The sequence below is a fragment of the Leuconostoc citreum genome, from assembly GCF_004354555.1.
Taxonomy (GTDB): Bacteria; Bacillota; Bacilli; order Lactobacillales; family Lactobacillaceae; genus Leuconostoc; species Leuconostoc citreum.
The window spans coordinates 116,948-135,933 of sequence record NZ_PUFH01000004.1 but is presented as its reverse complement, the minus strand read 5'-3'; the positions used below and the strand labels follow the sequence as shown (position 1 = coordinate 135,933).

18 protein-coding genes are annotated in these 18,986 nt (G+C 39.7%); 3 read left to right on the top strand and 15 right to left on the bottom strand.

What is annotated here, in order from left to right; genetic code table 11:
- Positions 1-23 precede the first annotated feature (23 nt).
- The 3 genes from prmC to C5L21_RS02505 form a co-directional block, all read right to left on the bottom strand.
- Complete coding sequence (prmC, locus tag C5L21_RS02515; protein ID WP_004906788.1) at positions 24-1,022, bottom strand: peptide chain release factor N(5)-glutamine methyltransferase; 999 nt, start codon at positions 1,020-1,022, stop codon at positions 24-26.
- Position 1,023: 1 nt separating this feature from the next.
- Positions 1,024-2,097 carry a peptide chain release factor 1 gene (prfA, locus tag C5L21_RS02510; protein WP_085699576.1) on the bottom strand — a complete coding sequence of 358 codons (1,074 nt, stop codon included), beginning with the start codon at positions 2,095-2,097 and terminating at the stop codon, positions 1,024-1,026.
- Between the two features lie 71 nt (positions 2,098-2,168).
- The gene (locus tag C5L21_RS02505; protein WP_004899095.1) at positions 2,169-2,774 is read right to left on the bottom strand and encodes a thymidine kinase; all 606 of its coding nucleotides are present in this window, start codon (positions 2,772-2,774) and stop codon (positions 2,169-2,171) included.
- Positions 2,775-3,004: 230 nt separating this feature from the next.
- On the opposite strand from C5L21_RS02505, the gene C5L21_RS02500 reads away from it, so the two are divergent.
- Complete coding sequence (locus C5L21_RS02500; protein WP_004905517.1) at positions 3,005-4,363, top strand: Mur ligase family protein; 1,359 nt, start codon at positions 3,005-3,007, stop codon at positions 4,361-4,363.
- The gene (locus C5L21_RS02495) at positions 4,363-5,094 is read left to right on the top strand and encodes a type 1 glutamine amidotransferase (RefSeq protein WP_085699574.1); all 732 of its coding nucleotides are present in this window, start codon (positions 4,363-4,365) and stop codon (positions 5,092-5,094) included. The genes C5L21_RS02500 and C5L21_RS02495 overlap by 1 nt, the downstream gene beginning before the upstream one ends.
- Before the next feature lie 36 nt (positions 5,095-5,130).
- Here C5L21_RS02495 and C5L21_RS09415 read toward each other — a convergent pair whose 3' ends face one another.
- The 10 genes from C5L21_RS09415 to C5L21_RS02450 all read right to left on the bottom strand — a co-directional run bounded on the left by C5L21_RS09415 (position 5,131) and on the right by C5L21_RS02450 (position 16,292).
- A complete protein-coding gene (locus C5L21_RS09415) occupies positions 5,131-5,304 on the bottom strand; it encodes a hypothetical protein (RefSeq protein WP_004899099.1) in 174 nt (57 codons plus the stop codon).
- A 94-nt stretch (positions 5,305-5,398) separates the two neighbouring features.
- The gene (locus C5L21_RS02490; protein ID WP_085699572.1) at positions 5,399-7,243 is read right to left on the bottom strand and encodes an APC family permease; all 1,845 of its coding nucleotides are present in this window, start codon (positions 7,241-7,243) and stop codon (positions 5,399-5,401) included.
- 138 nt (positions 7,244-7,381) lie between these two features.
- Positions 7,382-8,095: a gamma-glutamyl-gamma-aminobutyrate hydrolase family protein gene (locus C5L21_RS02485; RefSeq protein ID WP_040177411.1), complete on the bottom strand. Its 714-nt coding sequence runs from the start codon at positions 8,093-8,095 to the stop codon at positions 7,382-7,384.
- Between the two features lie 23 nt (positions 8,096-8,118).
- Positions 8,119-9,720 carry a peptide ABC transporter substrate-binding protein gene (locus C5L21_RS02480; RefSeq protein WP_085699571.1) on the bottom strand — a complete coding sequence of 534 codons (1,602 nt, stop codon included), beginning with the start codon at positions 9,718-9,720 and terminating at the stop codon, positions 8,119-8,121.
- A 166-nt stretch (positions 9,721-9,886) separates the two neighbouring features.
- On the bottom strand, positions 9,887-11,014 hold the full coding sequence (locus C5L21_RS02475; RefSeq protein WP_085699569.1) for a 5-methyltetrahydropteroyltriglutamate--homocysteine S-methyltransferase: 1,128 nt from the start codon (positions 11,012-11,014) through the stop codon (positions 9,887-9,889).
- 447 nt (positions 11,015-11,461) lie between these two features.
- The gene (locus C5L21_RS02470; RefSeq protein ID WP_004899110.1) at positions 11,462-11,938 is read right to left on the bottom strand and encodes an S-ribosylhomocysteine lyase; all 477 of its coding nucleotides are present in this window, start codon (positions 11,936-11,938) and stop codon (positions 11,462-11,464) included.
- A 72-nt stretch (positions 11,939-12,010) separates the two neighbouring features.
- The gene (locus C5L21_RS02465) at positions 12,011-13,132 is read right to left on the bottom strand and encodes a vitamin B12 independent methionine synthase (protein ID WP_012305419.1); all 1,122 of its coding nucleotides are present in this window, start codon (positions 13,130-13,132) and stop codon (positions 12,011-12,013) included.
- A 5-nt stretch (positions 13,133-13,137) separates the two neighbouring features.
- Positions 13,138-14,289, bottom strand: a complete 1,152-nt coding sequence (locus C5L21_RS02460; RefSeq protein ID WP_004905483.1) for a trans-sulfuration enzyme family protein — start codon at positions 14,287-14,289, stop codon at positions 13,138-13,140.
- A complete protein-coding gene (locus C5L21_RS02455; protein ID WP_085699567.1) occupies positions 14,286-15,395 on the bottom strand; it encodes a trans-sulfuration enzyme family protein in 1,110 nt (369 codons plus the stop codon). Before C5L21_RS02455 ends, C5L21_RS02460 begins: the two co-directional genes overlap by 4 nt.
- A 15-nt stretch (positions 15,396-15,410) precedes the next feature.
- On the bottom strand, positions 15,411-16,292 hold the full coding sequence (locus C5L21_RS02450; protein WP_133286003.1) for a homoserine O-acetyltransferase/O-succinyltransferase family protein: 882 nt from the start codon (positions 16,290-16,292) through the stop codon (positions 15,411-15,413).
- 509 nt (positions 16,293-16,801) lie between these two features.
- Between C5L21_RS02450 and C5L21_RS02445 the strand changes: the two genes are divergently transcribed.
- Complete coding sequence (locus C5L21_RS02445; RefSeq protein ID WP_004905475.1) at positions 16,802-17,131, top strand: thioredoxin family protein; 330 nt, start codon at positions 16,802-16,804, stop codon at positions 17,129-17,131.
- Positions 17,132-17,164: 33 nt separating this feature from the next.
- Here the strand turns inward: C5L21_RS02445 and C5L21_RS02440 are convergent, their stop codons facing one another.
- Positions 17,165-17,551 (bottom strand): VOC family protein, encoded by a 387-nt coding sequence (locus C5L21_RS02440; protein WP_085699564.1) that lies wholly within the window; start codon positions 17,549-17,551, stop codon positions 17,165-17,167.
- Between the two features lie 21 nt (positions 17,552-17,572).
- Positions 17,573-18,904 carry an L-fucose:H+ symporter permease gene (fucP, locus tag C5L21_RS02435; RefSeq protein WP_004905471.1) on the bottom strand — a complete coding sequence of 444 codons (1,332 nt, stop codon included), beginning with the start codon at positions 18,902-18,904 and terminating at the stop codon, positions 17,573-17,575.
- Positions 18,905-18,986 lie beyond the last annotated feature (82 nt).

Here is an 18,986-nt window from a genome sequence, read left to right as displayed (position 1 = left end):
TCTAGTTAGTCATGCCTAACTTGTTATCCTTTCACTACACGGACCATACGATCTAGCCCAGCAAAATCTTGTTTCAATGTGACTGTGGCTTTGGGTAAAGCCTTCTGCATGATGTCAACAACTTGCTGCCCTTGCTTATACCCTATTTCAAAATAAGCACGACCTTGAGGTGTTAAGTGCGCGGCCAGCCCTTCAGCAATTTTTTGATAAATAGCTAATCCCTGATTATCAGCAAATAATGCGTCATGCGGCTCATAAGTCAACACACTAGCATCCATTTCATCTTCGTCTGAACTAGCAATATAAGGTGGATTGCTTACGATTAAATCAAATCTAAGGTCTGCCAAGCCTGAAAAGACATCACTTTCTACAAAACGAAGTTGTTTAATGTTTAATTGCTGCGCATTTAACGCCGCAACAGTTAACGCATCGCTTGATATATCTGCTGCAAATCCTCGAACACGTGGATTCTCTAACATGAGCGTTTCAATAATAGCACCAGAACCTGTCCCAATATCTAGCACAGATACCGATTCGCCGGTTGTGCCACTAGCATCTGCAAGTATCCATGCAACTAATTGTTCAGTCTCAGGACGTGGAATCAAGACACGCTCATCAACGATAAACTCACGACCATAAAAAGGCGCATGACCTAAGATATATTGTGGTGGTTGTTGTTGTATAAGCATCGCAATCCACTTTGGCCAAACAGCCGCCAACTTTGCTGGCATGGTACGTGTAATATTAGCGCGTAAATAAGCATAGTTAATATTTAGCGCGCCACTCAACAAAAAATCAACATTGTCGGTTGCATCATCTTTGGGCATGCCAGCATCTAATAACTCATTAATGGCCCATTTTCTAGCCTCTAATAAAGACATTTTGACATGATCAAGTTGTGTCGGCTTCTTAATATCGTCCCAGTCATACCACTTAGGTGTCGTTAGTCGGTCTGATTTTAGCTTCTTTTGTGCCACCAAAGATTTAAATTGTTTTGGTGTTTCAAAGTGTTTTTCTGTCATTTTATGCGTTATTCAATTCGGCCAATTTGGCTGTCTGATCGGCAATAACTAGCGCGTCAATCACCTCACCTAACTCACCATTCATGACACGGTCTAACTTATTGAGTGTTAACCCAATACGATGATCTGTCACGCGATTTTGCGGATAATTATATGTTCTAATACGCTCAGAACGGTCACCTGTCCCGACAGCTGATTTACGTTTCTCAGCATATTCGGCTTCGTTTTGTTGGGCATAAAAATCATACACGCGACTTGCTAACAATTTACGCGCCTTGTCACGATTTTTAATCTGTGTCCGTTCCTCTTGCATTTTGATCATAATACCGGTTGGCTTATGCACTAGACGCACAGCTGTCGAGACTTTATTGACGTTTTGCCCACCAGCACCACCTGATCGAAAGAATTCCTCTTCCAAGTCAGACTCTGCTAATTCAAAATCGATTTCTTGAAATTCAGGCATCACACCAACAGTTGCCGTTGATGTGTGCACACGTCCCTGCGTTTCTGTGGCTGGTACGCGTTGCACACGATGCGCGCCTGACTCAAATTTCAATTTTGAGTAAACGTTGTCTCCTGTAATCATCACCGCAACTTCTTTATATCCACCAACCTCTGTCAGCGTTTCATCAATAATACTTAACGTCCAACGTTGCTTTTCTGCGTAACGGCGATACATATCAAGCAAATCAGCAGCAAATAAGGATGATTCATCCCCGCCTGCGGCACCGCGAATCTCCATAATGATGTTCTTGTCATCGTTAGGATCTTTGGGTAGCATCAAGATTTTTAATTGTGACTCTAATGCTTCTTTTTCCGGCTTTAATGTATTTAAATCTTCTTTAGCTAAAGGTGCCATTTCGGCATCATCTAGTAAGTCCTCAGCATCAGCAATATCTTGCATCACCTGTTGGTAGTGCAAGTATGTTTCCACTGTTTCACGCATTTCACCGGCTTCTTTTGATAAAGCCATATATTTTTGACCATCTCCGGCTATTTCCGGGTCAGCTAACTGTTCATTCAGTTCATCATAACGGTCAACTACTGTTTGTAGCGATTGGAATATTGGGTCCATTTTATTTCTCCATGACACATGTGCTAGCAGCATGTCTTATTTTATATGTACGCGTCACCATAAGGTGAGTGTTAATTTGCAGGAAACATCTCTGTGATTTTGTCTAAATCAGGATGATACCAATGGTGTCGGCATGTTGGAATATAAGCTTCATCACCGCCAATAAATACTTGTGCGCCCTTTCGCTGTGGTTGGCCGTTCACAATACGTAATTGTGTGGTGGCTTTCTTACCACAAAACGAACAAATTGTTTTCATTTCTTCTAGCTTGTCAGCCATTTCTATCAAACGTTTGGAACCTTCGAACAGTTGATTAAAAGCATCTTGCTTAAGGCCAAAAGTCATCACTGGCATATTCAAATGATCAACAGCATAGGCCAGCTGATCCACCTGTTTTGTCGTCAAAAATTGTGCCTCATCAACTAACGCCACAGCCAGATTATCGTTATTTTTCATTTGCTTGATTAACTCATACAAATCGTCTTCGGGTTTGACGGCGACGGCTTCACGCGATAAACCAATACGACTCGCTACGATGCCAACACCAGCTCGTGTATCAATATTAGGGGTCATCAGCAGAACCTTACGTCCTTGCGATTCATAATTATGCGCGACTTTCAGGATTTCAATTGACTTGCCTGAACTCATTGCGCCATATTCAAAGAATAATTGTGCCATAATTTATATGTGCTGGCGAATTCATTCGTCAACACACCCTTTCCCAATTCTTCATCGTTGACAAAGAATTGTCACTCCTTAACATTATATCAAAATTCAAGCAAAATGATTAACTACTTAGACGAGTCGTCTAATGAAACAACTTGACTAAGCATGTGACAAATATGAACTAAAACTGCCAAAACAAGCCTTCCCGTGGTAAAATTATAAACATGAAAGTGGGGATATTTATGACACTTAAAAGTACACTTGCACGTACAACAGCCAAAAGCGCTCATTGGTTGCTACATGACGTGCTCCATCGTGGTGGCACTAGCTTACCAGGTAAATTAGCTGTATCTATTGATCCTGATGTTTTAAAGTCTATTCAGCAAGATTTTGATTTAGTTATTGTTACCGGTACAAATGGTAAAACGTTAACCACTGCCTTAATCACACGTGTTTTACAAGCTGGCGGTTATGAAGTCATTACCAACCATTCTGGCTCGAATATGATTCAAGGTATCACTGGTACGCTAGTTACTAGTAAAATTAAGCCATCAGCGAATGGCAAGAAGCCCGTTGCTGTATTAGAAGTAGATGAAGCTAACGTCGAAAAAATTGCTTCTGCAATTAAGCCTAAGATGTTTGTTTTGACAAATATTTTTCGAGATCAACTTGACCGCTATGGTGAAATTTACACCACTTACGATAAAATTATCGCGGGTATCAAGCATGCCCCCGAAGCGGTCGTCTTAGCTAATGGCGATTCACCAATTTTCACACGCGGCGATTTCCCGAATGAACGACGTTATTTTGGATTTAATCATGTACAGCCTGCAGAATATCAGCCAGGTGCAGCACCAATTAATACAGACGGTATTTTATCACCAACAGACCACAGTGTATTGCACTATGATTTCATTACTTATGCTAATCTTGGTAAATATTTTAGCACCACTGATCAATTTGCTAGGCCCAACTTACGCTATCAAGTCACACATGTCGATGAGCTCACACCAAAATACTCTACTTTTTCAATTGATAATACACCACTGCGCATTGAGATTGGTGGTTTGTACAACATTTATAACGCCCTCACCGCCTTTGCTGTCGGACGCGAATTTAATGTTTCAGCCGATCAGATAAAAACAGCTTTTGAGTCAAATGCACAAATATTTGGTCGCCAAGAAGCCATTCATGTTGATGGTAAGGATGTCACCATTGTCCTCATTAAAAACCCAGTCGGTACCAATTCGGTTATTGATATGATGCTTACCGAACAGGATGATTTTTCTATGCTCGCATTACTCAATGCCAATTATGCCGATGGTATTGACACAAGTTGGATTTGGGATGCTGAGTTTGAAAAACTGCATGATACCAACATTCAAGCTGTTGCCACCGGTGGTCAGCGTTATAAAGATATTCACGTTCGTTTGAAAATGGCCGGCTTTGAAGATCAGGCTATTTATCAAGATCTTACACGTATCGTTGAAGCAATCAAAGCCATGCCAACAGATAAGGTATACATTGTCGCAACTTACACGGCAATGCTACAATTACGTGAACAATTAGGCTCGGCTGGCTACATTAAAGGAGGCTTTTAATGGCGACATATGACATTTCGGTCGCACATCTTTATGGTGACCTCATGAATACCTATGGCGATTATGGTAATATTATTGCCCTAAAATATTATGCTACCAAAATAGGTGTAACGATGAATTACCATCTGGTTTCTTTAGGGGATCGTTTTGATAGTTCAGCGTTTGATTTTGTTCTCTTTGGTGGTGGACAAGACTATGAAGAGACTATCGTCGCCGAAGACCTCAAGCAAAAAGCAACAGATTTAAAACAATATATCGAACATGATGGCCCGCTCTTAGCTGTTTGTGGTGGTTTTCAACTTTTAGGACATTACATGGTTATGGCCGATGGCAAAAAAGTTGACGGTATTGGCGTGATGGATCATTTTACAACAAATATGTATGATAAAAGCTTAACCGTTTTGTCGGGTAAACGTTTAACTGGCAATATTGTCATCAAAAACAACGACAATGGTGAAGAATATCACGGCTTTGAAAATCACCAAGGACGGACTTTCCTTGGCCAAGGCGAACGTGCACTTGGTACCGTTATTTCCGGCAACGGTAACAACGGCATGGATCATTCTGAAGGTGTCATTTATAAAAATGTCTATGGTTCTTATTTCCACGGACCTATTTTTACACGAAATGGTAATCTAGCAAAGAGAGTGCTTGCTACCACACTACAACGTAAATATCCAGACATCGATTGGCAAAGTAAACTTAACACTGTGCCAACCGAATCGTTCTAAAAAAGCAGTCAAACGCCTGACTGCTTTTTTTGTCCCTTATTTTTTTGGTATTCGTTTATTGTCTAGTGCCTGCTTCTCTTGTTGTGCACTTTTAACTTTTTTAACTTCGCGGTGGTACCATCTCATAATAAGAATCAGGCCAACTGTTGAAATTGTCATAGCGATCACAACCCAAATAAAAAACAAAATTAATTTTGTATCAAATGACATAGATTTTAGCCTCTAACGTCGAATAATGGCGTCGCCCTTTCTTTTAAGTAAAATTACGGTTAGCTATTGCGCTTGTTTGTGTGATGTACACAATTTATTCTGATAAGTGATAATAATACGTTGACACAGATATATCATTACGTGAAGCAAATGCTGTACGTAACCTTAACGAATTTTGGTTGTGTAGGATATTCTGCCACGGCTTTTTCGGTACGAATTGTGGCAACAAAACAGTCACAGAATGGTTACGCTTTTCAGCCTGTTTCACAACGGCATCTACGAAACTTAATGCCGGTTTCACAATTGACCGATAAGATGAATGGATATCAACATAACGCACATCTGGAAAGTCTTCTTTGAAGCCATTGGATGTTTCTAATTCTTTTTTAGGATTAACATCAAAACTCACGTGCATCGCAACAACATAATCGCCAATTGATAATGCATAATCAATGGCCTCTGTTGTCACCTTAGTGATATTTGATACTAATACAATCACCGTGGCACCATCATAGTGATGTCGAACCGCACGATCATTTTTAACATATTCTAAACGCAACTGACGTGCAATGCTAACATAATGATGCTTAACCTTTAAGAACATAAACATCACAATTGGCATAATCAACAAATATGGCCAAACGTGCTCGATACGTGTCGCAAATAGCGTGATAACTAGAATTACCGATATCGCGGCGCCAATAAAATTAATCAGGGCTTTAAACCACCAATAACCTGGTTTTTTACGCCACCAATGGATAATCATACCTGATTGCGATAGTGTAAATGGTACGAAAACGCCGACAGCATATAGAGGAATCAGAGCATCTGTTGAACCATGGAAAATCAATAACAGAATAATCGCACCAAATGCCAGTGATAAAATACCATTTGAATAACCCAATCGATCACCTTTATCCATATAAAGATGTGGCAAGTACTTATCCCGAGCGAGATTAAGTGCCAACATTGGGAATGCAGAAAAACCGGTATTAGCCGCTACTGCCAAAATCAAAGCCGTCGCAAGCTGAATGACATAAAAACCAACACCATGTCCGCCAAATGTTGTTGCCGCAATTTGAGACAATACGGTCGAATGGGCATTTGGCTTAACCCCGTACCAATAACTTAGAAAAGTAATACCACCAAAAAATAAGGCCAAAATTAAGGCCATCATACTCAGTGTCGTTGCTGCATGCTTCTCTTTTGGTACTTTAAAGTTTGGTACAGCATTGGAAATTGCTTCAACACCTGTCAATGATGAGGAACCACTAGAAAAGGCTCGCATAAACAACACAAATGACAAGCCGGAAAAACTCGTGCCAACACGTGCAGCAGCATGGTAAGGCAATTGCCCAGTTGCTGCTTGATAAACACCCCATAGTATCATTACGCCCAAAGCCATGATGAAGAAATAAACGGGGAACATCAAAAAATTAGCACTTTCACGTAATCCGCGTAAATTCATCCCTGTCAATAACACCACAATAATAATCGATAGTGGCACAACATAAGGTTGGAACATCGGGATAGCTGCCGTGATTGCATCAGATGCAGCGGAGGCAGATACTGCCACCGTCAACATATAATCCACAAGTAAGGAGCCACCAGCGACCAAGCCGGCCTTAGCGCCCCAATTTTCACTCGCTACCGCATACGCACCGCCACCTGAAGGGTAAGCATGAATAATTTGTCGGTAACTCAAAACAATTGCTGCCAATAGTATCAGAACCAATAAAGCGATTGGTAGCTGGAGCCATAACGCAACCGCGCCTGCAGCCAGCAAAGTTGTTGTAATCGATTCTGTACCATAAGCAACAGATGATAACGCATCTGATGACAATAGTGCAAGCGCTTTTTTCTTAGAAAGTGATTGTCCGCCCTCATCTAGTGTTTTTAGTGGCTTACCAATCAAAATCTTTTTTATATATTGAAACATTTTCTTCTCCAGGATGACGGTGTTTTATTTCCCACCTGCGCACCCAAAAACTTTTTTATTCATCACTCATCACATTGTACGCTATTTTAACAATGAAAAAAAGCCGTCCTATATGACGACTTTATGACAAACAAGTAGTTAAACCCTACTAATAAACGCATCAAAAACAAGTTGTGCATTTTTATCCGCCATCAGCAGCATTTCCGGATGCCATTGAACACCGTAAATACGCCGTTTTTCATCTGAAAAGGCTTCGATGACGCCATCAGTGCTAGTAGCATCTAACTGCAAACCTGTCGCCAATGTTTTGACTGCTTGATGATGAAAAGAGTTGACTAACGCCGTCTTTGACATATGTGCTGTTAGCCAGTTACTACTTTGCCAAGCCAAGTGATGTGTTGGTGTCGACCATTTTGTTGGATACTGGTCATGTTTGACCGCTAATGCCGGTACTTGTGTTGTTAAATCTTGGTATAGTGTACCACCCAAGGCAACATTAATTATCTGTGCGCCACGGCAGATACCAAAAATAGGCTTATCTGCGGCAATTGCGGCTTGAATTAACGCTATTTCAAAAGCATCACGTTGCGGATCTATTTCACCGATTTGTGGTATAGGTTCTTCACCATAGTCATCTGGTGAGACATCTTGGCCACCAGGTAATAGTAACGCATCGATTGTTGCGATGTAATCTGAGGCTAATTCGGGGGCGCCAATTGGCAAAATAATCGGAAGTGCCCCACCATTAGTGATACCTGCCGCATAATTTTTCTGAATATAATTCACATAATTCGTGCCAAACCTCGGATTAGCATGCATCAAGTGATTACCAGCAATGCCTATTTTCTTCATGATTGTTCTGTCCTTCTTTCGCGCTACTTAGCATATTTATAATTTTGATAACCAATTACTGGATAAGTTAAGCCACGTACGTGTGATTGTAATAAATGAACATTGGCCATTTGGTAGAGTGGTGTGACACCATTTAAGTCATTATTTAATTTAGCTGCGTCTTTTTCTAATTTAAAGCGTGTTGTTGTTGCATCACCTTGCTGATTAATTTGTTGAATCAATTGGTCATAATCCGGATGCTGCCATTTTGTGAAATTAATTGCGCCATCTGAATAGGCCATGTCCAAGAAATCAATTGGATCGTTATAATCTGTCGACCAACTCAACGTACCTGCCTGAAAATTACGTGCATTAAATGCGGAAATTTCTGCATTTAACGGCATTCGGTTAATATTAATTGTAACATCAGGTAATACACTTTCAATTCTCTCTTTCAGGTAAACACTTAACGAACGATAAGCATCGGTATCTGCCAAGTTCAAATTGAGGCTAATTTTTTTGGTCCCTAATTCATCCTGTGCTTTTTTCAAATATGCTTGCGCTTTTGTTTTGTCAAAAGGTAACGATAAATCATGGTTAAAGTCTTGCCCATCTATTGTGATTTCACCACTAGGTACGATAGATTTTGCTGCTGTTGAACCATCTCCCAAGGCTTGTTGTGCCAAAACATCCCGATTAATTGCATAGCTCACTGCTCTTTTAAAATTGGTATTGCCGGCAATTTTGTCTTGCGCGTTCCAAACAATAAACACCATACGACCTTTTTGTTGTGATTTAATATCTTTGTTATGCTGCTTTTTTAAATCAGATAGGACACTTCCAGTAATTTCGGCTTCATCCACTTTACCGGCCAAATACTGTTTACTAGCTAACGTTGCATTCGTGACAACAGTTGTATTAATTGTTTGATAATGGACCTGTTGCTTGTTAGAATAATATGGGTTTTTAACAAATTGCCAAGTGGTAGCTGATTGATTCCAATTTTTAATTGCATAAGCCCCATTAGACACCGTCGTCTCGGCTGTTTGCCCATACCTTTTACCATATGCCTGCACCTTTGCCATATTAATTGGGTAAAGTTGGTTAGCTAAGATAAAATTAAAATACGGCACGGGATGTGATAGTTGAATTTTAACTGTTGCCTTATCCGGTGCACTAATACCAAGTTCATTGATATCTGCACCTTGCTTGCGGATACTGTCATAGTTAGCTAAATCTTTAAAATGATTCGCTCGTGTTGATTTTGAGGCGGGATTAACTTGTCTCTTAGCCGAATTGACAAAGTCATCAGCTGTAACAGGCGTGCCATCCGACCATTTTTGGTTAGCCTTTATTTTAATCGTATAAACCGTATTATTGACCGTTGGCTTAACGACTTTTTCCGCCATACCAGCGACCACCTGACCTTTATCATCCAATGTATATAAGCCTTCCAACGTTTGTGTTTCAGCCCAGTTAGAACCAATATCATCAGCAAAATTTGGGTCTAGTGTTGTAATTGGGTTTTGAACGGCAACTTGCAATTGGCTTTTTGGCTGTTCTTTTGGTTTTTGCTGTAAAAACAAATAACTACCTATTATTAGCACAACCACAATGGCAATACCCGTCAGTTTTTTTCGATTCATATTGTTATCCTATTCCCTAAATAATTTAACCTATCACACAATTTTTCTCAAAGTAAATAATTAAAGTATAGCGCGAGTGGCGATGTGATTCAATTCATATGATTTCAAACTGCTTTGGTTCTCCATATGATTATCCTTTATGTATGGCGATAACTCGCCTGATTATTTATTGCCATACTTCATCAATAATCGATTTCACATATACCAATTTTGCCCATTGTTGTGCTTCCGTAATCACATTGCCTTCTTCGGTTGAAGCAAAACCACATTGCGTTGATAACCAAAGTCGTGAGAGTGGCAGATACTTTGACGCATCATGAATACGGTCAATAATAGTTTGACGATCCTCTAATTCACCACTTTTAGTTGTTACCAAGCCCAAAACAACACACTTATTTCCTGACACTTTTGCTAATGGTTCAAAACTACCTGATCGCGCTGTATCATATTCCAAGAAATAATTAGCAACATTTTCTTGCGTAAATAATGGTTCAGCAACAGCATCGTACCCACCTGTTGCTGCCCAATCTGAATGGTAATTACCACGACAAATATGTGTGTTAATCACTAAATCATCTGGCAAACCAGCGATCGCCCCGTTGTTTAAGTCTAAATAAACTTGCTTAATCGTATGAGCATCAAAATCGTCGCCAGCCATCAAAGACCAGAATTTCGGATCCACCAACATGCCCCAAGTACAATCATCTAATTGTATGGTACGTGCCCCCGCCTCATATAATGCCAACATTTCTTCATGATAGACACGCTTAATATCATCATATAATGTCTCATAATTGTCGTAATACTTTACTATACGTGCTGCATTATCCCCACGCACAAGCTCAGCATAAAATTGCGCTGGTGCAGGTAGCGTGATTTTAGCAGCCACACCATGCTGGTCTGCCAATTTTTTTAAGAATACAAACTGTTGAATAAAAGGATGCACCTCAGCGTCAAAAGTTAAACGCCCCGTTAAACGTGCTGAGTCATCACGTGTTTCTTCATGGGCAAAACGATACCCTTCGCCAAACTTGAAACGTTCAACACCACCAAAACCCCAAAAATTATCAAGGTGCCAATACGAGCGCCGAAATTCCCCATCTGTAATTATGTCTAACCCAGCAGCCACTTGTTTTTCGACTAACTGTTTGATTTTTTCATCCGTTACCTTGTCTAATTCGGCTGCAGTAATTTTATGCGCTTCATAGTCTGCGCGCGCTTGTTTAAGTTGTTCTGGCCTCAAAAATGATCCCACATGTTGAAAGCCAATTTTATTTAAAGTCTTGTTTGTCATATACTTTACCTTTTTCAAATATTAATTTTTTCCGCTTAAATAGTGTTTTAACGCTTAGCAGTCAACCTGTGCGCCATCCCCACAAAGAAAGATAGCAGTGACAACTTGATTGGCATGTAAATAATAGATTATTTGCTTCTTCATCATCTACCACCCGTTTCATTTGACTAATAAAAAACCGCAGTCTAAATTATTAGACTGCGGGACGTGTGATCGTGTTACCACCCAGCGTTTATATACACAGGTATATCTCATTGTTAATCGGATCATTCCAATTAACCAAGCAATAACGCGCTCACCGACTAATGCTAACTGTTTATTCAGCTCACAATAGTAACCAATAATATACCGAGACCATATTCATAGTGCTACCCTGTTCAATTTCAGCCAACTTGAACTCTCTGTTTAGTGTATGACACAATTACTCATCTCGGCTATTTTTAATACTTATACAACATGACGTTCGAACGCATCACTTGAAATGCCTTGAGCCAAAATTAGTTTGGCCCATTCTTTAGCAGAATGTAAGCTATGATCTTTATAGTTACCACAACTCTCAATTTCCGCAGCAGGTACCTCAGTAATATCATCACTGGCTATTTTTTCCAAGACTTTCTTAAAGACCTTGGCCAAAGTTTCTGAATCATAATTTACCCAAGAAATGACATGAAACCCAGTACGGCAGCCAAATGGCGACATATCAATAATGCCATCAATTTCATCACGCACTAAGCCAGCAAAAAGATGTTCTAGCGTATGCAATCCCCCAGTTTCGATAGCCGTTTCATTAGGCTGGGTTAAGCGTAAATCGTAATTAGTAATGGTTCCACCATTTGGGCCACTTTGTGTCTCGATGACACGAACATAAGGTGCTTTAACCTTTGTATGGTCTAGTGTGAAACTTTCAACAACTGTTTCTGACATAATTTTCTCCTTTTAATAATGCGTTAACCTAAGTATACGCGCCTCGGTTAGCGACAACAAATGATATTATTTTTACCCTAAAGCTTGATCAGCAATGCTTTTGACCAAGGCTAACTTACGCCATTGATCAGCAATTGTTAAAATGTTGCCTTCTTCTGTTGATGAGAAGCCACATTGCGTGGATAGCGCTAACTGAGATCTTGGAATAATAGCTGCTGCCTCGTCAATACGCGCAATAACCTCTTGTGAGGATTCTAAATCAGCTGATTTAGACGTTAATAGACCTAATACAATTTCAACATTTGGCCGGTTATTGTAAATCGCTTTCAGTGGTTCAAAGTCACCTGAACGATCATTATCATATTCTAAGAAAAAAGCATCATAATTTAATTGTCCAAGATATTGAGCTACTGGTTGATAACCACCCTCAAATAAGTAAGTGGATTTGAAATTTCCACGACAAATGTGCGTCGATAACTTTAAATCTTCTGGCAAACCTGCTATGGCTTTATTAATGACATACACATCATCTGCTGCTATTTGTTCAAATGGCGCACGGCCAACTGGATCATCACGGTAAGCGTTGAGCTGTGCAATCAAGTAAGCCCAAGTTGTATCATCAAGCTGAATATAACGTGCACCCAAGTCATAAAATTGCTGCAGTGTATCATGGTAAGCTTGCGCTAAGTCATCGAGAAAATCAGACCAGTTGTCATAGTATTGTGCCCATGCATCTGACCGTTGATCGCGGTTGATAATCAAACTTGGCGACGGTATGGTTTGCTTAACTTCAATACCATCAGGTACAATGCGTTTTAAATAGTCAAAATCTTCAAAGAACGGATGCTTTAAATTAGCATGAACCTTGCCATTTAGTCGTATATTGGTTGATCGTGTTTTTTCACCATGAAATTTGTAAGAATCTACTTGATCGTAAAATTCAAAACCACCCAAGTTCCCTAGAAAATCGAGATGCCACCACGACCGATTAAATTCGCCATCAGTGACAGCCTTTAAGCCGGCAGCCACTTGCTGGGCGACAAGTTTTTTAATCTCAGCATGTTGTACTGTTAATAAATCTTCTTTTGAAATATCACCATTTGCGTATTGTTCACGCGCTATCTTTAAGTTTTCAGGTCGTAAATATGACCCCACTTGATCGAAATGATAGTTTAATTTTCCTGCCTGTGTCATAGTTATCATGCTCCTTTTTTTATCTTGTTTAATGCCTGATTTAAATCATTTATGAGATCATCGGCAGATTCTAATCCTACGGATAATCTGAGTAAACCAGGAGAAATTCCGTTTTCTAATAATTGTGTTGTTGTTAATTCTGCATGGCTCATTTTTGGCGGATAACTAATGATACTTTCGACACCACCCAAACTGACCGAGAATACAGGTATTTTCAAATTAGCAACAACAGTTTGTGCATTATGCTGGCTACCGACATCAAAGCTGAGAACTGCACCACCGTTTTTAGCCTGTGATAGCTGAATATCATAACCTTGATGCGTTGATAAGCCGGGATATAATATACGGCTAACTTTATCGTGCTGAGCTAAAAAAGTGGCAATTTTTTTAGCGGACTGACTGGATTGCGTCATCCGTACGGCTAACGTCTTCATACCACGCAACAGCAGCCATGTATCAAACACACCAAGGGTAGCACCAACCGCATTTTGAATAAAATAAATGCGATCAGCTAATGCTTTCTGTTTAACGACAACAGCACCAGCCAATATATCCGAATGACCAGCTAGAAACTTAGTCGCAGAATGGACAACAATATCAACACCCAAATCCAATGGTCGCTGCAAAAATGGTGATAAAAAGGTATTATCCGCAATTGTTAGCAGATGATGCTTTTTTGCGACAGCAACAATAGCTTTAATATCGGTAACTTGTAATGTTGGATTTGAAGGTGTTTCAATATATAATGCTTTCGTATTTGGCTTAATGGCTTTTGTAACAGCTGCCACATCAGCAAAGTCGACAAAATCATGTGTAATTCCCCATCGTGGTAGGATATCTTCTAGTACACGGAAAGTACCACCATAAACATGCTTGCTCACAACAATATGATCACCAGCAGATAAGGTAAACAAGACACTACTAATAGCTGCCATCCCCGTACTAAAAAGAAATCCATGCGTGCCATGTTCGAGTGTCGCAATTGCTATTTCGCCTGATGCACGTGTTGGGTTCCCAGACCGTGCATAATCAAACTCACCAAAATCATTAAAAGATGATTGATGAAAAGTAGAGCTGAGCTGTATTGGCGTATTGATGGCGCCAGATAATGGGTCATGTGTTGTTGCAACGTGAATAATATCTGTCCAATCACTCATAGTTTTGCCCCCACCACTGCTTGTTCAATATCTTCAAATATATCTAATTTGTTTTCCAAACCGGCACTAACACGGACAAGCTGGTCTGTTATGCCTAATGCTTCGCGCTTTTCAATGGTCATATCATGATGTGTTTGTATTGCTGGTATTGTAATTAACGTCTCTGGTCCGCCTAAACTTTCAGCAAACGAAGCAAGTTGTAATCGTGTTAAAAAGCGATTAACATCATATCCTTTAGCCAAATAGAAGCTTATCATACCGCCTACTCCTGCGTACTTTACACTAGTTATACCAGCTACATTCAGAAGTTTCTTAGCTAGATACTGGCCATTTTCATTGTGCCGTGCCATTCTCAGGTGCAAAGTTTTCAAACTACGAATCAGCAGCCAAGCACTAAAATTATCCAACACTTGTCCATGTGTTATGAGTGTATCCGTCAACTGTTTGGCAAGCAACTGGTTACCGGCAATGACCGCGCCAGCTAATAAATCATTATGTCCACCTAAATATTTTGTTGCAGAATGGACAACAATATCTGCCCCCAATGCTAAAGGCTGTTGAAAAATTGGTGTTAAAAATGTATTATCCACAGCAATCACAATATCTGGACTGACACGACGTACCTGTCTACATAACTCTACGATATCTATCACTTTCATCATTGGATTAGAGGGTGTTTCAAGCCAAATCAATCGCGTGTTCGACTGAAGCTTTTGCATCAGATGAGAAACAGTATCAAATGTGTCATAGGTGATCTGACTTTGAGATACAATGGCATCAAAATAACGATATGTCCCACCGTATAAATCATCACTCGTCAAAAAATGGTCGCCACTTTTAAGACAAGTTTCAAAAACTAAATCAATCGCTGACATACCCGAACTAGTTGCAAAAGCTTGCACCCCTTTCTCTAATAATGCAAGTTGTTGTTCAAGTACAGCTCGTGTCGGGGTGGTTAAACGTGCATAATCAAATCCAGTTGATTCGCCCAAACTAGGATGCCGATAAGCCGTTGAAAAATATAATGGCGTCACAATCGCACCAGTTTTGTCATCATCACTACCATTCCCTGCTTGTGCTAAAACAGTATCAATACTTAATCCCATATTCAAAGGCTCCTTTTATCCGAGTGCAGTGATGTAATCAACAGTTTCAGGCAAATGTTTCTGCATCAGCAATAGCTTAGTCCAATTGCCGAAAAAACTTTTAGCGCTTACATGCCATGTATTGTTAGGTTGACCAAAACTATCATAATTTTCTGGTTTTTGTGGTAGAACGCCTTGCTGAATATCCCTATAATATTCAGTTTGCAGGGTATTCGTGTCATATTCTAAATGCCCAGTGGTATAAGTGGAATGTCGCGATGCATCTCTTAACAACACTGTTCCTACTTGATTGTTCCCTGCAATCCTTAAGTTCTTGGACACATTGTCATCTGGAATTGTAAAATAACGAGAGTGTGGCATGATCAGCTGGTCAATATTCTGCACTAATTCTGGGTGTTGATTATCACTTGCCACACTTGCTTGATAGACACCAAAAATTTTGTGTACTACTGATTCAACCGGAAAAATTTTTTCAACGTAACCAGCACCATAGGCTGCCCAACAAGTAAATAAGCTTTCAGACACATGAGATTGACGCCAAAACAATAACTTCTGAAATTCAGACCAATAGTCAATTGATTCAAAGGGAACTTGATCAACTGGCGCACCAGTTACAATGAGACCGTCAAAGTATTCTTGCCAAATATCATCTAGCGTGACATAATGTCCTTTAATTAAATTACTCTCATGCTTCACTTTATGCGCAGTTGGCACTGCAAAAGTCAGCCTGATATTAATACGTTGTGATGCCAAATGTGCCACAAATTGTTTTTCTGTCTGTAATCGATTTGGCATTAAATTAACCACCAAAATATTCAACGTCGGTGCTAAAATATTAAATTCCCCCACAATTATTTTTTTTCTACGTAATAAGCCATTTTGCAATGTCACACTCACTGTTTACCCCTCCTGGTCCTGCTGTTAACAAAAAAATCCCGTAGTCTAGATTGCTAGACTACGGGACGTTCAATACACGTGTTACCACCCTGTGTTCATGTTGTGCTTCCGCACAACACCTTAATCGTACGCCTCAAAGTATTCGTCGAGAACATCTGTGAATACTTTTGGTTATACGTCGTGCGTTAACGAACACCCTCGATTTCAACTTACTACGTCACACATATGAGTGCTCGCTGGCTCATCTCCATAAAAAACTCCAAGACCATTTTCGACTATCCGCACTTACCCGCTTACACCAAATACGGGCTCTCTCATTAAGATTAAATAGTATACTTATCTCATCAACGTTTATGTTGTTTATACTTTAACGCAATATTTGTGTGATGTCAAACATTTTTCAAATCTTTTTTTTATTTTTATCATTTTAAACTCACAAACATAAAAAATATTATCCATTAGAATTTGTGGTATACTTTTCAAAAATAATGTCACTAAGGAGAATAACCATGTATCAACCTGTCAAAAATACCAACGCTGTTGTGACAGAAAATATTCACAAGCCTGGTCGTAATGTCATGTTTCTTTCAGCGGATTGGTGTGGCGATTGCCGTGCTATTAAACCATTCATCCAAAATATTAAAGACACTGTTAGCCAAACAGCAAACTGGTTCGATGCTGATCGTGATGATAACCTGGACGTTGCAACAGCATATAATTTACGTGGCATTCCATCTTTTGTTTTGTTTGAGAATGGTAAAGAAATATCTCGCATTGGCCACGGCGAGCGGCTCACACCAAAACAAATTCTCGATTGGTACCAAAGGACGTTGAATTAAAAAGACACATATAGGCTATGTGTCTTTTTTTAGTTATAAAATTTGACAAAACTCAATCGTTTCTTGATTCGGTCCCAAAATGTTAAAGTAACGTATGCCATTTTCCCAGAAAGTAGGGATACTTTGTATCTCTTGATCCACCAACATCAAACCAGCTGCTTTAACAGCTGCAAAGGCTTTATCAATGTCTGTTGCATTCAAAGATATGTGGTTAATTGCCCCCGCATGATTTATTGTATCGCCCTCCCATGTCTCAATAACGAGATTATTAAATTGCATGAAAGCACAACGACTGTCATTATTTCGAAATAAACCGGATTTTTTGAAGCCAATTGTTTCATAAAAGGCTATTGTTGCCTCTAAATTCTGAGTTGGTATGCCAACATGTTGTATCCCAGTAAAATAGTCATTGATTGCCATGAGTTTCTCCATTTCGTTCAATCATTCAATATCGTGCTTGATTTCAGTTGCAAAATAGTAACTGACTAAAGCAAATGCTACGGTAGGGACGATAAATGATAGTTGCATCGAACCCACCGCATCCGATACAAGTCCTTGGATAGCTGGTACCACAGCACCACCAACAATAGCCATGACCAAAATGGCACCTGCTGTCTCGGTATGACGCTTATCTGCGACGTTATCAAGGGTATGCGCATAGATAGTTGGCCACTGTGGTCCAAAGAAGAAGCTGGCGCCAACGGCTGCATAAACAGCAATCATACCCTGGGCAAATGTTGCCAGCAGTAGTGATAAGGTCCCTAAAATTGAATAAGCAGTCAATACTTGCGTCGGCTTAATTTGAGTAAATAGCCATGTCGCTACAACCTTTCCAAGGAAAAAGACAATATATGAGTAAATCATAAAATTAGACGCTTGTGCATCAGAAATACTGTGATTCATCACCAAAGCTAGACGAATGGTAAATGACCAAACTGCTGTCTGCATGCCGACATAGATAAATTGCGCTAAAATACCTTTTTTAAACCGATAATTATGAAACAAATAAGCAATGGACTCACTAAAACGCACTTTAGCGTGTTTCGTTTCATCCACAATTGGCTTAGCACTTGGCATTTTAGTAAAGGCCAAGACAATCAACATCGCAATCAAGACAAACAAAATGTATTTATACGGTTGCAAGGTCAACTGCAACATTTTTTCACCGTATGCAATTCGTTCTGCACCTTGCATACCAGACATTTTCTCTGATAAATTGCCCACAGAACCAAAAATCAAATACTTACCCAACAAAATACCCGTAATACTACCTATTGGGTTCAAGATTTGTGAAATATTCAAACGTAGGTTAGCATACTTTTTGGGACCCATCATGGAACTATATGTATCACTTGCTGTCTCAAGAAAGGACAAGCCAATCGCAATCGCAAAAATCGCCACTAAAAACATTGAGTAAGTTGCTACACGTGAAGCCGGAAAAAATAACCCTGCGCCCAAAATATAGGCGACTAACCCTGTCATTATCGTTACTTTATAAGACGCTTTGCGAATCACAAAGCTCGCTGGAATTGCTACCAGAAAATAACCGCCATAAAATGCAGACTGAACAAAAGCTGTCGCTGCATCATTTAATTCAAAAACAGTTTTGAACTGCGTAATTAAAATATCATTCAAACTTGCTGCTGTTCCCCACAACGGAAACATAAGTGAGACAACGACAAATTGGAAAATTGGTGTCTTTTTCAGATATCCATCTGCTAATTGCCCAAAATCATGATGATGCTTAGCACTTTTGCTAACAGTATTAATCATGCTACTTCTCCTCTAGTAGAAACAAGTGTTGTCACTTGTAAGCGTTTACAAGTTTTAATGATAGCACATCACTCTTATTAAT

What these genes read in the sequence shown, in the direction of transcription:
- C5L21_RS02505 (WP_004899095.1), bottom strand. Translation starts at nt 2,774, where the DNA reads ATGGCACAATTATTCTTTGAATATGGCGCAATGAGTTCAGGCAAGTCA.
- C5L21_RS02495 (WP_085699574.1), top strand. Translation starts at nt 4,363, where the DNA reads ATGGCGACATATGACATTTCGGTCGCACATCTTTATGGTGACCTCATG.
- fucP (WP_004905471.1), bottom strand. Translation starts at nt 18,904, where the DNA reads ATGATTAATACTGTTAGCAAAAGTGCTAAGCATCATCATGATTTTGGG.
- C5L21_RS09415 (WP_004899099.1), bottom strand. Translation starts at nt 5,304, where the DNA reads ATGTCATTTGATACAAAATTAATTTTGTTTTTTATTTGGGTTGTGATC.
- C5L21_RS02485 (WP_040177411.1), bottom strand. Translation starts at nt 8,095, where the DNA reads ATGAAGAAAATAGGCATTGCTGGTAATCACTTGATGCATGCTAATCCG.
- C5L21_RS02440 (WP_085699564.1), bottom strand. Translation starts at nt 17,551, where the DNA reads ATGGCAATCAATGACTATTTTACTGGGATACAACATGTTGGCATACCA.
- C5L21_RS02465 (WP_012305419.1), bottom strand. Translation starts at nt 13,132, where the DNA reads ATGACACAGGCAGGAAAATTAAACTATCATTTCGATCAAGTGGGGTCA.
- C5L21_RS02475 (WP_085699569.1), bottom strand. Translation starts at nt 11,014, where the DNA reads ATGACAAACAAGACTTTAAATAAAATTGGCTTTCAACATGTGGGATCA.
- C5L21_RS02490 (WP_085699572.1), bottom strand. Translation starts at nt 7,243, where the DNA reads ATGTTTCAATATATAAAAAAGATTTTGATTGGTAAGCCACTAAAAACA.
- prmC (WP_004906788.1), bottom strand. Translation starts at nt 1,022, where the DNA reads ATGACAGAAAAACACTTTGAAACACCAAAACAATTTAAATCTTTGGTG.
- C5L21_RS02470 (WP_004899110.1), bottom strand. Translation starts at nt 11,938, where the DNA reads ATGTCAGAAACAGTTGTTGAAAGTTTCACACTAGACCATACAAAGGTT.
- prfA (WP_085699576.1), bottom strand. Translation starts at nt 2,097, where the DNA reads ATGGACCCAATATTCCAATCGCTACAAACAGTAGTTGACCGTTATGAT.
- C5L21_RS02445 (WP_004905475.1), top strand. Translation starts at nt 16,802, where the DNA reads ATGTATCAACCTGTCAAAAATACCAACGCTGTTGTGACAGAAAATATT.
- C5L21_RS02480 (WP_085699571.1), bottom strand. Translation starts at nt 9,720, where the DNA reads ATGAATCGAAAAAAACTGACGGGTATTGCCATTGTGGTTGTGCTAATA.
- C5L21_RS02455 (WP_085699567.1), bottom strand. Translation starts at nt 15,395, where the DNA reads ATGGGATTAAGTATTGATACTGTTTTAGCACAAGCAGGGAATGGTAGT.
- C5L21_RS02500 (WP_004905517.1), top strand. Translation starts at nt 3,005, where the DNA reads ATGACACTTAAAAGTACACTTGCACGTACAACAGCCAAAAGCGCTCAT.
- C5L21_RS02460 (WP_004905483.1), bottom strand. Translation starts at nt 14,289, where the DNA reads ATGAGTGATTGGACAGATATTATTCACGTTGCAACAACACATGACCCA.